Origin of the sequence: Sphingomonas sp. JC676, from assembly GCF_014489075.1 — a bacterium.
Classification (GTDB): Bacteria; Pseudomonadota; Alphaproteobacteria; order Sphingomonadales; family Sphingomonadaceae; genus Sphingomonas.
This window is the reverse complement of the sequence record NZ_JACTGR010000001.1, coordinates 1-17,881: the sequence shown is the minus strand read 5'-3', so window position 1 is coordinate 17,881 and position 17,881 is coordinate 1. Positions and strand designations below refer to the sequence as shown.

Sequence of the window (17,881 nt, the reverse complement as noted above, 5' to 3'; positions counted from 1 at the left end):
ATGCCAAAGAAGGAAGTCGGCGAACCCCACGCGACAGAGCTGCAGACGCTCAACTTCAAGGTACCCGACGCCTTCAAGCGCTCCTACAAGGTCTATGCCGCGCAACGCGGCATGACTATGCTCGACCTCCTCAAAGAGGGCTTCGAACTCAGCCGCAAGGCGGACCGCAAGTGACCGGCAAGCTTCGCAAGGGCGCGGAACGGGCCGCGTCTACGCCGGTCGATGCAGGCTGGCTGACCCAGTATCCCGCCGGCGACGTGCGTCCCGAGGGGCTGGTCCAGGTCGAGGGTTACGATCCGACCGACCGCCCGCCGCACGAAGTGTCTGCGCTCGAGAAAGCGGCCGGCTACGGCGCCCACGCGGTGTTCTTCGAGGCTGGCACCGACGGCGGCAACGGTGCGCCCCAGGCCTTCGTCTTCGTCGCGAAGGACGCAGATGGCTCTGACGAGCGGTTCGCCGAGATCCATCAGCGTCTCTGGAGCTGGGGAGGCGTGCCCCTCGTCTACCGCCACGTTGCGGGCGCCGTTCAGCTCTTCCGATGCGCGCACCGACCCGACTTTGCCGAGAAGGGCCGTCTCGTCTGTAGACCGTTCGACATCCTCCGTGTCGGTGCCGACGTCGCCAACGCGGAGGCCTGGTGGGACGCCCGACGGCTCAGAACCGGAACGCTCTGGGACGATCCCGCTATCGCTGATGAGCTGCTCTCGTCCGACGACTCCGCGCCCCGCCGGCTCGTCGCTGCCGTCAGGAACCTCCGGGCGAAGCTTCTCGCCGACAGTGCGCTCGAACATGGGCTCCAGCGCCGCCTCCTGATCCTGTCGCTCTTGGTCGCCTATCTCGATCAGCGCGACGCCCTGCCGGACAACTTCTTCCCGAGCTTCCTCGAGGGAGCCAAGACGTTCGCGGCCGTCCTCGCCGACGGTCCGGCCCTGCTGAAAATGCTCGACGCTCTAAAGATCCTGTTCAACGGCGACGTCTTTTCGCTCGACGAGCAGGAACTGGCGACGATCGGCACGACGACGGAGCTCGCCGAGTTCAGCCGTCTGGTGGAGGCGCGTGAGGAGCGGTCCGGCCAGATGAGCCTATGGGCGCTCTACTCGTTCCAGGACCTTCCGGTCGAGGTCATTAGCAACATCTACGAGCTGTTCGTGTCGGATCCCACCGACAGCGTCTACACGCCGCCGGCGCTCGTGCGCCTCATCCTCGACGAGGTGCTCGACGATGCGCGGATCGACCGCATCCTGGATGATGGCGACGTCGCCCTCGACCCGGCCTGCGGATCGGGTATCTTCCTGGTCGAGACCTTCAAGCGAATCGTTATGCGCTGGCGCGCCCGCAACGGCTGGGCGCGACCTAGCGTCGAGACGTTGCGCGACATCCTCAGCCGGGTGCACGGCGTCGACAATGACCCGGGCGCGATCGAACTCGCGACGTTCAGCCTCTGCCTAGCGATGTGCGATAGCCTAACGCCCGAGGAGATCCGGGCCACGCCGGAGTTGTTCCCGAAGTTGCTCGGTTCGAGCCTCACCCACTCCTGCTTCTTCACCGCGAAACACGAGGGGCTCCTCTCGGAGGACGTGGCGGTGCTCGTCGGCAATCCGCCCTTCAAGTCGGGACTCAAGACGAAGGGAGCCAAGACCGCCTACGCGCGATACGTCGAGGACACGGCAGGCTCCCCGACCTTCAGGTCGCCTACCTCTTCCTGCACGAGTCCATGAAGCTGCTCCGGCCCGGCGGCATCCTTGGCATGCTCCAGCAATACAACCTGCTCTACAACGAGAAACCCGACTTTCGCAGACTGTTCTTGGCCAGCTGGAACGTGCGCGAGGTGCTCGACTTCGTGTCCGTTCGCGGGCTCTTCTCCAAGGACACGAAGGTCGTGACCGTCATCGCGGTCGCCGAGCCGCCGTCCCCCGAAGGAAACATCCTGCACGCCGTCTTCCGCAGGACCGCGCGCGCGAACGCCAGCCAGCGCTTCGACATCGACAGCTACGACCTCCACCGCATTCCCAGGATCGCGGCTGCGACCGACCACAGCCCGGACCTGTGGCGGTCGAACCTGCTCGGCGGCGCGCGTACCTACGCGTTCGTCAAGCGGCTGCGGGAGATGCCGTCGCTCGCCGCCTACGCCGAGGCGATGGGTTGGGACTACGGAGAAGGGTTCATCGAAGGCGCACTCGAGCGGGCGACCGAGGCCGAACACCTCCGTGGACAGCGGGTCCTGCCGTCGGAGGCCCTGACGCTGGACGGCGTCGACCGCTCGCGCATCGGCACGGTCGACGACAAGCCCATTGAGCGGCCGCGCAGCCCCTCGCGCTTCACGCCGCCTATGCTGCTTGTGCGCGAGCATGCCGACCTACCCAGCGTGCTGTGGACGGAGAGCTACCTCACCTACCGGACGCAGATCGTCGGCTTTCCCGCCCGTCGCGCGGAGGAACTGGAGCCGGTAGCGAAATGGCTGAGGTCGCAGGCCATCGGCCTGCGGGCCTACGTCGCCGCCATCAGCGTAAAGATGCTATCGCAAAAGGCGACCTCGCTATCCGCCCGCGACGTCTACGACCTACCCTTCGATCCGAATGCGGTCGGCCTCGACCTCAGCGAAAACGAGTTCCGCATCGCGCACGACATCGTCGACTACTATCTCGACTACGTCCGCCTCGGGAACTCCTCGCCGCTCGCGCGCCGGAGGGCGGCGGACGGCATCGAGCAGTTCGCCGCCGCCTTCGCGCAACAGGTCAACGCCCTCTATCCGAAGAATCCGCTCCGACCATCGGGCTTCCTCGACCTCGGCGGCACGGTCATCCAGGCGTTCGCGTTTGGGGACGCCGAACTGGACTGGTCGCAGACAGAGCAGCTCACAGGCCGTCTCGACGCGCTCCTCTATGCCTCGCGAGGATCGTCGCTCACCATGACCCGCGTGGCGAGGGTCTACGACACATCCTTCGTGTTCCTGCTGAAGCCGGACCGCCTGCGCTACTGGCTGCCCTCGGTGGCGCTCAGGGACGCGGACGACGTCTTGGCCGATCTTCGCGAGCAGGGCTTCTAGTGCTCGCCGACGAAACGACCGCCGGACCGGTTGGCAGCCTGTCGCCGACCCTCCACCGTCCGTCGGCCTGGCTCGAGGCGGTCATAGATTTTATATACGGCCAGCTCGCCAGCTGGCGCGACGATTACGGCCGGCCGCCGGCCACCGCAGAGACGCGGCTCACGGCCCAGCTCTGCCAGTTCCTCAACAGCGCGACCCGGACGGCCGGGTTCGACATGATCGTGTTCCAGGGAGAGGTGCCCGACCCCGTCGCCGGGGGGCGCACGCTAGATCTGGTCCCCGGTCCGTGCGGGTGCGTGATATGGATCGATGGCCGCCGACACTCGCTCTACGACCCCATCCTACCAATCGAATGCAAGCGTCTCCCGACACCCGTGGCCAAGGATCGCGAGCGGCGGGAATACCTGCACACGCAGAAGCGGACCACCGGTGGCATGCAGCGCTTCAAGAGCGGCGCCCACGGATCGGCGCACAGCGTCGGCGTCATGATTGGCTACGTCCAGACCGGAAAGCTCGAGGAGTGGCTGGTGCGCATCAACAGGTGGATACTCGTGCTTACCAAGGCAGGGATCGGCGGCTGGTCGCACCGAGACGGTCTGCGGCGCATTGCCGGCGACGCCACGCTGCGCATAGTCCGGCATCGGTCGAAAAACGCGCGGGCTAGCGGCGTGCCGATTGCGCTGCATCATCTCTGGATCGACATGCGGGGAACGTCCGCTCCGGCCGCCGCGACCAGCCGTGCGACCAACAGCACCGAGCGCCATTCCCCGCTCAGCCCATAGGTCCCGCGAGAACCCGATTCACTGCGATCCCGCCGGTTCCGCTAGCCGGAAAATGGACGCGTTCACGCATCCGGCGCGCACGGAGATGATCGCGCACTCGCAGACGAGGGAGACGAGGGAGACGAGGGAGACGAGGGAGACGAGGGAGACGAGGGAGACGAGGGAGACGAGGGAGACGAGGGAGACGAGGGTTAGCGAATGACCGCTCCCGCTGCTGCGATCAAGGTAATGAACGACCGACTTTGGGCGCTAAGCTGACCTTCTCAGATGTTCGTTTGCCGCGACGACGATCGTACCCAAGAGGAAGGCCACCGAGCTATCAAAGTCGCGGCTTGCTTCCGCCGAAGGCGGCAGACCGCTCATGAAGACCGAAAGCTTTTGCTCGATCTCGTGCTCGGGCGCGTTATGCGCCACCGAGTTTCGCAACTCATTGACCCGAGAAAGTGCCTTCACGAGCGGATCAACAATAGCGTCGACTAGAACCAGACTAGCTGCGAACAAGCTTGCTTTCTGCACAAAGCCCATACCACGAAGTCGATCTGCCCGCGGCAGCGCTGCTTGAGCAAACGCATCAAGCTCGCCCTCGATCGTAGCGTGGGCATCAAGGATTTTCGTCGTCAGCGGATGACGTGGACTGATGCTGATCTCAAATCGCTCATGGAATGCACGCTCCCAATCCTTCATCGCCTTGCCCCCTTTCTGCCGAGCTCATTGGATTATTGCTACAAGCTAACTTCAGAGCGCGGTCCGGCTTGTCCTGTTTAAACGACCGACCGCTTTGGGTTGCGCGGGCACTGCGTCGAATGTCTTAGATTGGGGCGAAAAGTCGCCATCGCTTCCTGGCCAAGTTCGGACTCCTAACAGTTCGACAAACATTGCGATTGATAGGTAGGCCCACCGCGAACTTGGTCACGCTCAGATCTGTTACTGCCGGTCGTCGTCCGCAATGCATTCGTCGCAGGCAGCTCGAATGAGATCTTGTAGAACCGTCACCCGCTCGATGAGCCACCCAAGCTCTTCTGCCGTGATCTTGTAGTGGGGGGAGTAGCGCGCATCGACATAGGCGCGGCGGAGCAGCTCGAAGCATCGCTGGGTGAACTTGGTGTCGCGCGGCCATGCAACGATGAGGCGTGGTTCCAGCTCTTCACATAGATCGCGGAGGAAATTCAGCTTGTGCGACTTCGGGCTGTACAGCGTTCGAACGAGCAGCAAGCAATGATAGAGGCGCTCTGCCGATTGATGGAGGAGAAATGCCGCCTCCTTCGGGCGCCCTTCTCCTTTCATGAATTCCGCGCTTCGAAGAAAGGCTTTTCCGCTCGGAAACCACTCTTCGAAATACCCTCGCGCTTCCGCCAGCGCAGTTTCCTCGGAGAGCGGCTCGGGATGCGCGAACGGATGGTCCGGCGCCTCGTACAGCGCGATCCCGTCGCGCACGATGTCGGTGAAGAAGTACCGGCCGTGCTTCAGCTGCCGGTTCACGTCGGTCAGGCTGTGGACGATGAAGCCGACCTGGGTCTTGAGCCGTTTCGTCACGACATAATCGCGGACGAGGTGGTCCTCGGCCGCGGTCCAATATTCCGCGACGTCCGCCAGCTCGTCATGGTTCACGACGACCAGCAGGTCATAATCCGAGAAATAACCGCCGACCGGGTCCTCGACCCAGTCGCCCCGCGCATGGGATCCGAACAGAATTATCTTGAGGATGCGCCCAGCCTTGCGATGCGGCGCATTGCGGCCAGCGAGCGCGTCCTCGAATTCCTCGAACAGGATCTTCACGACCTGCTCCAGCTCACGCCGCTTGCGTTCGGGAAGATGGTCGAGGTCGGTTTTCATAGGCCTAGGTTCGCGTGTTCGCACGCCGATGCAACCCCAAATGGATTCAGATCGGCAGTGCCAGCTGATCCTCAGTCATTGTGTCCGGGATATGCCTAAGCCCATCGACGATCGCGCGCGCCAACGCCTCCGCCGCCTGCTCGCGCATCCGGCTGTCCGGCATGGTGATGCCGACACGCGCCCAGCCGGGCGCGGCGAGGATCGCCGTGGAGATCGCATCGAAGGGCGGTTCGGGCATGAGTCGGTCCATGCCGGAAAACTGGCACAAACCAGGAACATTGCCAAGTCACGAGATCGACTGTCCGCGCCCGCGCCCGATGGTCCAGGAGATGCCGTGCTCGCGCATCACGCCGGCGACCGGTTTGCCGAGCTGACGCTCCAGCACCGGACGCCACGGCACCAGGGTGAATTCCTTGCTCTTCTCGACCACGCCGCAGCGGCCGCTCGCGAGATCGACATGCCGCCGCAGGACACCTTCGACAGGGTCGCCCGGCTTCGCCTCGACGAAGCACAATCCGAGCTCACCTGAAAGCTGCCCGGCGACACGTAACAATTCGCGGCGGCGCAGGACCTCGACGAGGTTGGCCCGGAAAACCGGCGCTCCATCGCCCTGCTCAGCCAATCCTCGGGCCATCAACCAGCGGATGCGCTGGCGCTGCGCATCGCGCGCCGCCGCTCCGAACCCCGCGTCGCCGAGCGGCACCGGATCGGCCGCGGTCAGCTGCCGGTCCAGCCAGGTCGCGCCATCGGTCCCGACCTGCTGCTCGAGCGGCAGCCGGGACAGGATCTCGACGGTGACCGGCCGATCGCGCAGCTGACGCTGCTCGAACGCCTCGGCGCGCTCGAGATGGTCGGGGGCGATGCGCCAGCTCCCGTCCGGGTCGCGATCGACGCTGCCTGTCAGGCGGCGCATCGCTTCCAGCCGCCGGACATGCGTTTCGGCAAAGGCCTGGGTCGCGGAAGCATCGTGGCGCAAGTGGAGGTCGATGCTGTAGCGGCCGCCATGGGCGGCAGCGACCTCGGCGACAACGCGGTCGGCGGCGCGAACCTGTGCCGCGCGTCGTTCGACACGGACGATCGCACCGTCCGGAAGCGGCTCCAGCGTGTCCCCTCGGCCGAGATCGACATAGTGGGTGCGCCCGTCGGTCGCGTCGAGCATGACATAGTGATGGTCGCGCAGTTCGTCGGAGAGGCCGCGCGCGACCAGGCGGCCGACGAGGGGCTGCGGCGCCGCCACCGGCATGAAGATCGACAGATCTTCGTCGGGGGCAACCAACCCGGCCGAACGCTGGGCCAGCTCCCGGTGCATCGTCTTGATGATGTCGCCGCGCTCGCCCATCGCGCGCAGCACGGCCTCGACATGGCGATCGAGCCGCCAGCGCCCGGGTGCAACCTGCTCCGCCAGTCCCATGCGTTCGAGCTTTGCAAGCCGACCGGTCAGCGCCGCCTGCAGGACCGGCGCGTTTCGTGCCGGACTTACCCAGCCGCGCTCGTCGATCGATACCACCAGTTGGCGGTCGAGGCTTGTCCAGCGTTCCTGGTCGACTTCGCGCAGCAGCCGCCGCTGGATTTCGCGATCGGTCCTGGGGCCGAGATCAAGATCGACGATCTCGGCGGCGCGCTCCCGCATACCGGTCGACAGATACTCGCGCGCAAGGATCAGATCCTGGCCGCGATCGTCGCACCCGCGCAGCATGATGTGGGTGTGCGGATGGCCGGTGTTGAAATGGTCCACCGCCACCCAGTCGAGGCGGGTGCCGAGATCCTCCTCCATCTGCGCCATCAGCTGGCGGGTCAGCGGCTTCAGATCCACATATTCCGCGCCGTCCTCGGCGGAGACGATGAACCGGAACTGGTGGCGGTCGTCGGTCGCGCGATCGAGGAACGCCTTGCCGTCCTCGGCATCGCGCTCGGCGCCGTAGAGCCTGCCGGGCTCACCTTCGCGCGTGACTCCGTCCCGCTGGATGTAGCGCAGATGGGCGCGGGCATTCTGCATGCCCCTTCCCGCCAGGCGCACCACGCGGGACTTGATGATCACCCGGCGCTGGCGGAAGCGGCCCAGCGCGTCGCGACTGGCGAGCACGCGGCCCGCCCCCGCCCCGCGTCCGATCCGGCTGCCGTAAAAGGCCCGGCGCGCACCCTTGCCGGTCGCCGCCAGCGCGGCAGCCTGAAGGACCTGGTGCAGATATTTCCGGCCGCGCTTCGAGCCCTTGGCCCGCATCCTGCCCAGACGGGGCTCGAATTCGTCGTCGTCGGTCACCGGCTGCGCGCTCCGAGGACAGAGCCGAACAGGGAAGGCCCCGGCGTCCCGCGGCCCATGACGCCATGGAAAGGACGGATTTCCGCGACTTCCAAGGGGGATGGCGCCACCGCCATCCGGCATGGCGCCATCCCAGCTTTTCCAAAATCGATGTGCAGACAAGCACTTGCCGCCACCATCGGGGCGGCATGGTGCCATTGCTTTATCTTGCTTTCGCTCTCCTCCCGTCTCTTGCCCTTCCGGCTCGCGAAAACCTGGGCTCCCCATGCCACGGTCTGCCGATCGCCCAAGCTCTGCGCATGCCGCGACCGGGACGCCAAGCGCTGGCCCGGCCGGACACGGATCAACCGCCAAACCCGCCTCATTTCGGGTCGGAATCCCGGGCATGCAGCGGCACGAAAATGCCCGATCCTTGCTCCTTGTCCGTTGCCGCGTCCGCGCCGTCCGACTGGCCGGAGCGCGCAAAAAACACCGTGACCCGAGGCGGCGCGGGCGGCTCGCCGGCCATCTGAGAGGGAGCTTCCGGAGCCCGCGGCAATCTTCGCGAGGTGATCCTAGCCAGATAGGATCGCGTCTCCGCAGGCAGCCCCTGGCGGCCCTGCAGATAGGCCTCGTAGCGCTCGGGACCGCAATTATATGCCGCGAACATCCCCGGAAACCCGAACCGATCGTACATGAGCCGAAGGTAAGCGGTGCCCGCCAGGATGTTGTCGCGGGGCAAATAGGGATCGCCGCCGAGGCCGTGGCGTGAGGCCATGTCGGCATAGGTGGCGGGCATCAGCTGCATCAGGCCCATGGCCCCTTTGGGGCTCGTGATCGGCCGTCCCCGAACCATGGTCCTGCCACCGCTTTCGGCCTGTATGACGCGGTAGATCCAGGCCTCCGGTACGCCGAAACGCTGGGACGCCTCGATCACCATCGCCTCCCAGGGGCTGGCGAAATCGGCGGCTTGCGCCGCGGCGCTTGCCCCTGGCGCAAGGGCCAGCAGAGCGATCAGCGGACCCATAGGGGCATCGCCTTGCCGATGATGGCGGACGCCCGGACCGGCCCGAAATAGCGGCCATCGAACGACGCCGGCGCGGGCATCAGCAGAAAATATTCTCCTGGGCGGAGGACCCTGCACCCGTTCCACCAAGGCATCGGCCGGCCCGCCGCGTCGCGCGGCAGCCGCAGCGCGGCGACCCGCGCGTTGATGCGGATTTCGGGTCCCTTCGCGCAGACGAAGTCGCCCGCCACCGCCGCCACCCGCTTCAACAGCGGGACGTTCGCAGGGACATAGCGGCGCTCGGCGGCGAGCGCTCGGACGGCAAGCGGCGTGCGCACCGCAACGCCGTCGCCGCGCACGAGCGGCGCGGCGGGATGGATCGCATAGAGGCCGATCGGCGCACTTGCCGACGCGTTCCAGAGCAAGCGCGGCAGCGGCGGCGCCACGATCGTCGCGCCGAGCGCGGCGATACCGGCAAGGCCAAGGGCGAGCCGGATCCCGACCTTGCGGCGGGCGCGGCGGGCGCGAAGTTCCGCGCGAAGCCGGAACGGCGGCGTGTCCCGATCGTCGCTCATTTGCGGGTCTTCTCGCTGGCGACGGACATCGACCAGCTATCGAGATCCTCGATATGGTAGCGCACGAACCGGCCATGCTTCCGGAAGCGAGGGCCGTCGCCCCGCGTGCGCATTCTCTGCAGGGTTTGCCGGGTCAACCCGAGGTAGAGCGCCGTCTGGGCGTCGGTCAGGAAGGGGCTCCCCTTCCTCGCCTGGATGGCGCGCAGATGTTCATCTTCCATGTTTGCAGCCCCCGTTTTCATGCCCGCGATGAAGCCAGGCTCATCGTCCCGGGCGGCGTTTGGGCGATCACCGGAAGCGTTCGGAGGCTCGAAATTCGGCCCCCTCGATATTCGATCCTCCTCGCGAGCGGCGCCGGATCGAGCGTTTCTCCATGCCGTTCCGGGTCCAAAACCTCGCCGGCGGAGGCGCATTCCGGGCCGTGTCGAGGGCCCGAGACCCGGCTTGAAGAACCGGGAAAAAGCCCCGCCGCGGTGTTTCCGGGCGGGGCCGTGACGGTTTCAGCGGGACCAGATCAGATTGAATTCGCTGCCCTCGCCCGCGACCAAGGTCGCGTAGATCGGAGCCGGCAGGCTGGGGTCGTCGACCTTGACCGAGAGATAGTCGCGGTCCTCCTTGGAGGTCTTCTGCCAGGCCGCGCCGATCTCGACCTGGCCGACATGGACCCGATAGTCGGGAGCGCGTTCGTGATCCTTGGTCGAGGGTCGGATGCTTGCCTTCACGTTCAGCGAAAGCGTCTTGATGGTGCCCGCGAAATTGCCGTTTTCGTCGCGGGTAAAGGTGCCGATCTGTGCCATGATAGTCTCCTGTCTTGCTGTCGAAGCCGCCCGTTGCGGCCTCGATGGCGTCGACCAGGCGAGGCGGCGGCCGGTCTGCACCCGAAGGGCCGAAGCAAAGCGGAGGACGGCGAAAGCCGGGTTTCTTGCCTCGCGAGGAAGCCGCTTCAGCGGCGGGGAAGAAAGTCGGTGAAGCCGTTGTGGGCATCAGGCCGGGGCACGGCGCAGCCGGGCCCGGACCGCTTTGCCAGACAGCCCAATCGAGAGGCACGGCGGGCCCTGCAGCAGGTCGGCAAACGCGTGGTTCGAACGGCGTGGCGCGGGGAATTCGCGTCAGATCACGGCGCCAGCGATTCAGATTGTATTGGTCCCTCCAGCGTAAGCTGTTGCAATTCCCAGATCGAGCCGATGTCCAGCTACCCAGGCGAATCCTCGGTCATGCGCCCGCAGCGCAATCCGCGCTTGAAATGTAGGAACATAAAGTGAACATGAGCCGACTCCAGAGGACGGAGTCTGTCATGATCATTCTAAACGAAGCGATGCTTCTGGGACTGGCTGCGCTCGTATCGAGCCTGGCCAGCCTGATATGGGCCCTGCGGCGCAAGCGGTGACGAGGAGTCATCAGGCGTTGGGTCGCATCACGACTACCCGATCGCGCGGATTCGTGATTCAGCCCATGAGCGGCACCGTGGCGCCGCATATGCGTTGGACGGTTTGAACGGGCGCAGTTCCGCGGCCGGACGGAGAATTTCGATGAGCGATGCTGGCGCGACCGAAACACCGACCAAGAAGACCGCGCTGACCGACGCGTTCCGCACCCATTTCTCAGGCGACGCTCCGCTGACCGAGAAGGCGAAGAGCTTCGCCAAGGCGCGGCCCTGGACCAGCGCTGCGTTCCTCGGCATCGCCGCGATCGCGCTTGTGAACACGCTGCGCGGGAAGCGCGGCTGATCGCCGAACGCGGTCGGAAACCCGCGGGGCAAAAAATTTTCTCCATGTCGCATACGTACAATCCCCTAGGCGCGCCTTCGGCTAGGGGAACCGGGCGACCCGAGGGGTTCCTTTTTTAACGGGGGGAACTCTTTCACTTTAGTGGCCCGGCAGGTTCGCCTGCCGGGCCATTTTTTGTGCCGTGATCGGCCCTGGCAGAGCAGCGACCGAAGTCATCGCCCTGCCCGGCTCTAGGCGGCAAGCCGCTCGGCAACCGTCTCGATCTGGCTTTCAACCTGAGGCGCTTCTGCGTCTCCCCCGCCATCGCTCCGCATTCCCGGCACATCGGTGCTGGCTGCCTCGAACAGCGTATCGCCATCGCTGCCGAGTGCGGTGGCAAGCCATGTCGCCGGGCCCAGCGGATTGAACAGCTTGAGCAACGGCGCCGGGTCGTCGGGCGGCTCGGCGCCATTGGTGAGCAGCGCTGCCCGCAGCGCATCGGGAAGGAGCGTCATGCCGCCATCTCCGCAAGGCTGGAGGCCCGGATGGCAACGGCGGCAGGCTCGGCAAGGAAGCCGAGCAGATAGTCGGCGGACCTGGCGGCGAGGCTCGCCGCCTTGAAGATCGCGCGATCATCGGCGCGCAGGACCGCCAGCCACGATGCCAGATAGTCGGCATGGCGCACGCTGGGTTCGATCCCGAGGGTCGCGCAGACAAAGGCCGCGCTCAGTTCGGCGACGAGCTCTTCCCGCGCATAGGCCGCCGATCCGAAGGCACCGCTCTGGTCGCGGCCGAGGCGCTTGGCGTTCCCGGTCCAATGGCCCAGCTCGTGCGTGGCGGTGCGGTAATAGTCGACCTGATGGGTGAAGGCCGGTTGCGGTGGCACCTGCACATAATCGAATGCGGGCGAATAATAGGCTTGCGAGCCCCCGATCCGGAAGTCCGCACCGGTCGCGGCAATCAACGCTTCGCCGATGGGCACGATCTCGCGCTCGGGCAAAGGCGGCGGCTCGACCGCGAAGGCGGGAGGTGAATTGTCGCCCCAGTCGATCTGGTCGGTATTGAAGACGGTGAAGCGCTTGAGAAAGGAGACCGAGCCCGGCGCGCTGCCCTCGGCCTCGGCTCGCTCGCGCTCCTTTTCGGGGGTGAACCGGTCGGCATAGCAGATGGTCACCCCGCGCTCGCCCTTGCGCACCCCGCCCCCGCAGCTGAGTGCCTGCCGGAAGGTCAGCCAGCCCTGCCCGGAATAGCCGCGCGCGATCGCCTCGCCCCACAGGATGAGGACATTGATCCCCGAATAGGGTCGCCCGGATGCCGCGTTACGCGGCAGGCAAGGCCGCGTGGCAACCTTGCTCCACGGCTGTACCCATGGGAAACGCCCGGCCTCCAACTCGGCAATGATCCGTGCGGTGACCTCCTCATAGAGACTCCCGCGCATCGGCCCCGACGCCCGGCCCTCGCCGGGCCCCGCAGCCCCGTCTCCCCCGCTCGCCCTTGACCCCAGCCTGTCCCGGGCACGGCTCCGCCTGGCCTGAACCGCCATCCTTCTTCTCCTGATCCTAAAACCACACCGCACCCCGGAATCGGGGTGGGCGGCGAGAGCGACCAGAGAGGCCCGCATCGAGCGGGTGGAGGCACCTGAAAGGCCGGAACGCGAGTGGAGGACCGGCGCGAAGCGCCGGTTGCCGCCGCCCGCGGCGGGCCTAGACGGGAGCGCCGACCATCCCGGTTCCGGGAGCGGCCACGAACAACGCCGCCGCGCCCGCGGCGACCACATCGAAGCCGCGGCGGCAACGCCGCCGTCCACAAGGGCAGGCACCCGGCAGAGCGATCGGATCAGCGGTGTCGAACCGGGCTTCGAGCGACGGGAGGCAGATGTCGTCCGCGCCGAAACCGGGCGCGCCGCCCGATCGAGTCGCCGGAATGCCGAGGGGCCGCAACCAGGCGCTGCACCCTGTCCGCCGACAGGCGGCAGTGTGCGTCCTCAGCCCCTCACCGCTTCAGGGGCGTTGCGGGGCCCGGCCCTGCTGAAGGGGTATGGCGAAACCGCAAGGGTTCGTTCTCCGTCCGATGTATGGGCCCGGCTGCCAGTCGTGAGCCCGCACCTTCATCTACCGGGGAACAGCCACCGTCCTCCATGCCATCGATGGTCAAGGTAGTGCGCTCCCGCGATTACCCCATGTTCATTGATCAGGGCAACGGCAGCTTCCGCCCCAGTTGCGGACATTCCTCGCAGGCGGCTAGCTAGTGCGATGTATCGAACGGCTTTCAAGGTTTTACCCTGGCCATTGATCGGCGCGTTGTTGGCTTGTGCGGTTCAATTCTATTCCAGCTTCCAGAAGAATGCGCACGACAAGGGTTTCAACGCAGACGTACTTCAGCCGCTTCGTGGGCAGGAAAACCTGCCAATCGGCACGATCGTCCCGCAAAATAACCGCTGGAAGTCCAATGCCTTCGTCGCGGAACGGAGTGGCGCAGACAACGCCGTGTTGATTCTCGACGATCACTATCGCGGCAGCGACCCTGCCTACCGTTCCGACAGTGGCGTGATCGGTGACGAGATCAGCCGCACCCTGCTGTGCTCGTTGCCGACGCACGCGAAGATGAAAGCGGTCATCATCGATCCGGTTGTTGCGCACATGATCAGCTCCAAGTGCCCCAATGTCCGCTAACTACCACTTCTCGCCGTTCAGAGGCGGCCAAGCCGACGATCGCCCGCGAATGTCTAAGAATGGTGGTTTGCCGATCGTCTGCTTTTGGCAGGCATAACCTCGAAGCGGACATCCATCGAGAAGAAAGCTTGGCGGCGAGATTGCAAATACCGGCCTAGGCTGATCGGCGAGAACGCCGGGCTCCCAACCAGAGCGCGAGCGCTACAGCGTAGGGAATTCCTAAAAACAGCAGGTAAAAATCCCAGTGCTTGATCAACAAGGAGGGCTGATTGAGCGCTCCCCATATCGGGATGCAGAGTAGAATGGTCGGTGACATGATCAAAGCAACCGCGAGACGCTCACGGATAGTGGCCCCTGCCATTCCGGATCTCTCTGCCAGCTTTGGCTTGATCACTTCACCCATAAACCAAGGCTGGCAGGGAACCCTATTGTCCGCAAGTGGGAAGGCTCGGCTAGACCCTCAACGGCAGGACGTGGGCGCAAGCGGCCGTGAGCGCAAAACGGGCCTGCGTGGTTGCAAACGCCCCACTTGCGGTCGTTCAGTGCCGTCGCGGGGAAGTCTAAAAGCGGTCATTGGCGCGATACTGCTCACACTTCAGCTTCTCGATCTGCAGCTTGAGATGGGCGATCAGTGCCACGGTAGCACTCTCGCGAGCAAGCGCGTTGGCGAGCCTAACACAAAAGATCGGTTGTCAGGGTAAAAATAGTGAAGGCCATCTTCATCTTGAAGCGGTCTGTCCGGTTGATATCGTGTCTGAAATTATCGAGATACTACGCAGTCGAGGGAACTTTAGATGTTTTTCCTCAGGGAATTTGCGATTTTACCGGCGGCACTGGGTTTGCCCGTGTTCGGAACTGCCAACAGCGCGGTTGCGCATCACCAGGACAAGCCGAAAAATCAGGCAACACCGCATCAGAACGATGTATCGGTTTCCGTCCTTTTAAGGTCCGACTTTCACCCTGCAGGCGATGCCGAACTAAAAAACCTCCTACCTCTCGTAGCTGTGAGACCGAAAAGCGACGCTCCATTCCACGAAACAAACTTCGTTATAATATTTAGGCGTGATGGTACCACAATAAGGACCGATATGGAGATTGTACCAACGACAACCTACGGCAAATGGAAAGTATCGGGTGGAAAGCTGTGCATATCTCAATCTCAGGCTACTCTTTGCAGAGTCGCATACCTTTCCAATTCGGGCAGAGCGATTGCACTTGCGAGCGATGAAAATACATCCGGAACGGCGAGAATATACGACCTTATCGCCGCAAAATAATTAGGAATGTAACCGCGGCTTTGATCGATTTATACGCCGCAAATGACCGGAAGTGGGTGGTTTGCAGACCGGCAGCTTATGGGAGCCGAAGGCCTGATACCTGCCGTTCCGGGGCGGACTTACGGGAACGTCCGCTTACGATCCACTAGCGAACATTGGACTTTGAGACGGCAACGGTCAGACAGTCGCCGGGAAACGGCTGGCGTCCGACCTCGACTAGCGCCGAGATCTGCCGACGTCCGGAGAGCCCATCAACAACAAGCCGCTTACCACCGTGGATGAGAACGCAACAAAGATCATAAGATAAGCCAACGGCCATAATAGTCGAAGGATCATCTCAGACCTCTCATCGGGATACCAGAAGATATCGACCGTAAATGTCAAAACGAGGCAGGCCGCGATCGACAGGACGAATGTCGCCAGCGATAAAAATGCAGTCCCGATAACTCTATGTCTGCTGGAATTTGCGCACGTCAACCACAAGATAAAACAAACCAGTGGTCCCAATACCGACGCAACGATGTTCAAAGATGGCGTATACCATTCAGGGATAAGCGACGCGTCGATAAGCTTGCCGTACCATGGCGCAAGCGCGGAAGCGAAGGCGGGAAGCCCGAATATCTGCCATTTGGCAAATGGGCCACTTTTGCTTCCGTCGTGTTGATCCATGATTTATTCCGGCTGTAGGTAATTGATCGGGATGGATCCGATCCTGGTTGTTCCGTCCCCAAGGAATATATCGATCCGAGTAGCCACCAGGCGTATTGCGCGCCCGACCGGAATTTCTATTTTCGCTTCGAATTCCGGATTGGTAATCTCCCAATTACCGACCCCGACCGTGTCGCTGGTACCGAACATCAACCGGTGAAAACCCGGATCTACGATACGCATTCGAAACGGCGGATCGCCCTCCATCCCTTCCTGGTTCGCGGTTCGATAGACGCAGTCATAGGTCAGATTCACCTGGCCATTGCCCGATATGGACTGTGTGCTCGTGAACGCCATGACGAGTTCGGTCAGGCGTTCTGGATGATCTTCGATCTCCTTGATGAGCGTGCGTCGGTCCATGGTTTTTGCCGCAAGGGTCAATGCGGCGGCGTTCATTGGCACGAAGATCTGGATCGCGCTGCGCTGCTCAGCAGAAGGCGACATGTCCGCTGTTGCCGCGACCGGAAGGAACCCGCGCGAAATGTCCCAAAGCATCGCCGGGACCATGGATGATCGCACCGGTCTCGCCGCGGGCACCATGGTCTCGACGTCGATGCGCGTCGGGCGAGCCCCATAGAAGAACGGCGATAGCTCCGCGACGCTGGCAGATTGCTCGCTCGGCAGGATGCTAAACACCGTCTTTCCGGGCGCGACAAAGCCCGAGAGATTCGCCTTGCGCCAGTCGATGAAAAGGCCGCGACGGCCGGAATTCCGAACGCAATTGCCTACCCTGTTCTGATTGCCCACGCGCCAGGTGCGAGACATGTAGCGGAACTCGTAAGCCGGAGGCCTGGAAATCGCGCCCGACAGTTGCGCGGGGCACGGATTATCTTGCGGCGCGCCCGACGAAACTCGATCCGTCGCGAATAAAGCGCAGGCGCCAAATAGAAGCGACAGCAACACCCAGCGGGTTCCTGAGCCAATCCGTCCTGCCGACCGCTGGATCATTCTGTCCCCAATCGCTTGCGCCATTTGACGCTATCATAAGCCTCTATCGAACTCCAACTTGAGGCGATCTGCCGGGTGGCTGTTCTGTTGGTTGCGCCCAAAAGATGTTAGATCGCCGATTGCTGCGCGGGCGCCTTGCGACCCGGCCCATGTTGGAATGGAAATTCCGATGCTTCTCGATCGTCGAACCGCGCTCAGCGCTTTGATTTCGGCAGGTGCCGCGGCCTGGGGTCACTCGGCAAAGTCCAGCCCTGCAGAGGCCGTCTTCACGTCACCGGGCGAAGCCGAAATCGACTATCATATCCTCGAGAGCGGCCAGCGCAGGCTTGGACCGCATTCCATAGCGATTGTTCGCAGCAGATATCTGGCTCGCCATGAAGAAGCGCTGGCCAATTTGGCCGGATCGGCCGGCTACGCCCGCATGCTGTCCTACCGATCCAGCGACAGGAGCAAATTGCGATTTTCAAGAATGGCGATGCGCTATGTCATGCGACAGCCTGATATTTATTTTTCCATGATGTTCGTGCCGCATGCTGCGCATCTGGCGAAGGGCCAATCCTGGCTGGCGCTGATTGACAAAGAGTATGCGGATTTCCTCAAAGCCGTTCCTCAGCGGGCCGGCAACGGGATACTGGCCTGGAAATGCGGCACGCCGAGCCGTGTGCCTTATATAGCCGTCGCTGAGAAGTTGCTCGGGCCGGAATGGAGAGAACGCGTCCACTATGATGTGACCGCTCAAAGTCGCTTCATGCAGGTTTCCTCCTTGATCCTGGGCGCCCTGACCGCAAGCCTGGCTGGTCTTGAAGTGCGCGGGACGAAGGCCATCGTCAGAGCAGCTCTGAAGCAGAGCAGCGGGACGCAGGATCTGAGCAGAGCGGCGCTACATCGCACCGGCAAGTTCCGCATCCACATCGCGGAATTGGGTGCAGCGGCGGCGGGTAGCGAAGCTACAGGATCCGCCGCTGCGCATCGATCATAGCACTTCCGGGTTTGCGGTGCAGCCGTCTCTCGGGTGGCTCGACCCGGTCGGGCGAAAGTCGGCTGAACTGCCAGAACCCCAATCCCGTCACGGCCACGCGAACGCGACAG

20 protein-coding genes are annotated in these 17,881 nt (G+C 63.8%); 8 read left to right on the top strand and 12 right to left on the bottom strand.

The genetic code is table 11. From position 1 onward, the window contains the following. From IAG41_RS00100 to IAG41_RS00085, 4 genes are read left to right on the top strand one after another with little or no spacing between them, the layout of a single operon-like run. Positions 1–174 carry a hypothetical protein gene (locus tag IAG41_RS00100; protein ID WP_187726574.1) on the top strand — a complete coding sequence of 58 codons (174 nt, stop codon included), beginning with the start codon at positions 1–3 and terminating at the stop codon, positions 172–174. Then, the gene (locus IAG41_RS23405) at positions 171–1,718 is read left to right on the top strand and encodes an N-6 DNA methylase (RefSeq protein ID WP_187726573.1); all 1,548 of its coding nucleotides are present in this window, start codon (positions 171–173) and stop codon (positions 1,716–1,718) included. The genes IAG41_RS00100 and IAG41_RS23405 overlap by 4 nt, the downstream gene beginning before the upstream one ends. Beyond that, the gene (locus IAG41_RS00090) at positions 1,715–3,046 is read left to right on the top strand and encodes a hypothetical protein (RefSeq protein ID WP_187726572.1); all 1,332 of its coding nucleotides are present in this window, start codon (positions 1,715–1,717) and stop codon (positions 3,044–3,046) included. The genes IAG41_RS23405 and IAG41_RS00090 overlap by 4 nt, the downstream gene beginning before the upstream one ends. Beyond that, positions 3,046–3,828, top strand: a complete 783-nt coding sequence (locus IAG41_RS00085) for a hypothetical protein (RefSeq protein ID WP_187726571.1) — start codon at positions 3,046–3,048, stop codon at positions 3,826–3,828. The genes IAG41_RS00090 and IAG41_RS00085 overlap by 1 nt, the downstream gene beginning before the upstream one ends. Before the next feature lie 249 nt (positions 3,829–4,077). Here the strand turns inward: IAG41_RS00085 and IAG41_RS00080 are convergent, their stop codons facing one another. From IAG41_RS00080 to IAG41_RS00045, 8 genes are all read right to left on the bottom strand, one after another. Beyond that, positions 4,078–4,512 carry a hypothetical protein gene (locus IAG41_RS00080; RefSeq protein ID WP_187726570.1) on the bottom strand — a complete coding sequence of 145 codons (435 nt, stop codon included), beginning with the start codon at positions 4,510–4,512 and terminating at the stop codon, positions 4,078–4,080. Positions 4,513–4,752: 240 nt separating this feature from the next. Continuing rightward, positions 4,753–5,661: a HEPN domain-containing protein gene (locus tag IAG41_RS00075; RefSeq protein ID WP_187726569.1), complete on the bottom strand. Its 909-nt coding sequence runs from the start codon at positions 5,659–5,661 to the stop codon at positions 4,753–4,755. Between the two features lie 46 nt (positions 5,662–5,707). Beyond that, a complete protein-coding gene (locus IAG41_RS00070) occupies positions 5,708–5,899 on the bottom strand; it encodes a DUF6771 family protein (RefSeq protein WP_262408397.1) in 192 nt (63 codons plus the stop codon). Between the two features lie 48 nt (positions 5,900–5,947). Next, positions 5,948–7,921, bottom strand: a complete 1,974-nt coding sequence (rlxS, locus tag IAG41_RS00065) for a relaxase/mobilization nuclease RlxS (protein WP_316251056.1) — start codon at positions 7,919–7,921, stop codon at positions 5,948–5,950. Between the two features lie 361 nt (positions 7,922–8,282). Continuing rightward, complete coding sequence (locus IAG41_RS00060) at positions 8,283–8,927, bottom strand: lytic transglycosylase domain-containing protein (protein WP_187726567.1); 645 nt, start codon at positions 8,925–8,927, stop codon at positions 8,283–8,285. After that, positions 8,915–9,481 carry a S26 family signal peptidase gene (locus tag IAG41_RS00055; protein ID WP_187726566.1) on the bottom strand — a complete coding sequence of 189 codons (567 nt, stop codon included), beginning with the start codon at positions 9,479–9,481 and terminating at the stop codon, positions 8,915–8,917. Before IAG41_RS00055 ends, IAG41_RS00060 begins: the two co-directional genes overlap by 13 nt. Further along, on the bottom strand, positions 9,478–9,702 hold the full coding sequence (locus tag IAG41_RS00050) for a helix-turn-helix domain-containing protein (protein ID WP_187726565.1): 225 nt from the start codon (positions 9,700–9,702) through the stop codon (positions 9,478–9,480). Before IAG41_RS00050 ends, IAG41_RS00055 begins: the two co-directional genes overlap by 4 nt. Before the next feature lie 279 nt (positions 9,703–9,981). Then, a complete protein-coding gene (locus IAG41_RS00045; RefSeq protein ID WP_187726564.1) occupies positions 9,982–10,278 on the bottom strand; it encodes a DUF736 domain-containing protein in 297 nt (98 codons plus the stop codon). Between the two features lie 732 nt (positions 10,279–11,010). Between IAG41_RS00045 and IAG41_RS00040 the strand changes: the two genes are divergently transcribed. Beyond that, positions 11,011–11,208, top strand: a complete 198-nt coding sequence (locus tag IAG41_RS00040) for a hypothetical protein (protein ID WP_187726563.1) — start codon at positions 11,011–11,013, stop codon at positions 11,206–11,208. Positions 11,209–11,438: 230 nt separating this feature from the next. On the opposite strand, the gene IAG41_RS00035 is transcribed toward IAG41_RS00040, so the two are convergent. Both IAG41_RS00035 and IAG41_RS00030 read right to left on the bottom strand, forming a co-directional pair. Beyond that, positions 11,439–11,702 carry a DUF2958 domain-containing protein gene (locus IAG41_RS00035; RefSeq protein WP_187726562.1) on the bottom strand — a complete coding sequence of 88 codons (264 nt, stop codon included), beginning with the start codon at positions 11,700–11,702 and terminating at the stop codon, positions 11,439–11,441. Further along, positions 11,699–12,625: an ArdC family protein gene (locus IAG41_RS00030; RefSeq protein ID WP_187726561.1), complete on the bottom strand. Its 927-nt coding sequence runs from the start codon at positions 12,623–12,625 to the stop codon at positions 11,699–11,701. Before IAG41_RS00030 ends, IAG41_RS00035 begins: the two co-directional genes overlap by 4 nt. Before the next feature lie 814 nt (positions 12,626–13,439). On the opposite strand from IAG41_RS00030, the gene IAG41_RS00025 reads away from it, so the two are divergent. Further along, a complete protein-coding gene (locus IAG41_RS00025) occupies positions 13,440–13,859 on the top strand; it encodes a hypothetical protein (protein ID WP_187726560.1) in 420 nt (139 codons plus the stop codon). A gap of 794 nt (positions 13,860–14,653) precedes the next feature. Next, positions 14,654–15,136, top strand: a complete 483-nt coding sequence (locus IAG41_RS00020) for a hypothetical protein (protein WP_187726559.1) — start codon at positions 14,654–14,656, stop codon at positions 15,134–15,136. A 216-nt stretch (positions 15,137–15,352) separates the two neighbouring features. Here the strand turns inward: IAG41_RS00020 and IAG41_RS00015 are convergent, their stop codons facing one another. Both IAG41_RS00015 and IAG41_RS00010 read right to left on the bottom strand, forming a co-directional pair. Further along, positions 15,353–15,805, bottom strand: coding sequence for a hypothetical protein (locus IAG41_RS00015; protein ID WP_187726558.1), 453 nt, complete (start codon positions 15,803–15,805; stop codon positions 15,353–15,355). Between the two features lie 3 nt (positions 15,806–15,808). After that, positions 15,809–16,792, bottom strand: coding sequence for a hypothetical protein (locus tag IAG41_RS00010; protein WP_187726557.1), 984 nt, complete (start codon positions 16,790–16,792; stop codon positions 15,809–15,811). Positions 16,793–16,961: 169 nt separating this feature from the next. Here IAG41_RS00010 and IAG41_RS00005 point away from each other — a divergent pair, with 169 nt between their 5' ends. Next, positions 16,962–17,771, top strand: coding sequence for a hypothetical protein (locus IAG41_RS00005; protein ID WP_187726556.1), 810 nt, complete (start codon positions 16,962–16,964; stop codon positions 17,769–17,771). The last annotated feature ends 110 nt before the right edge of the window (positions 17,772–17,881 follow it).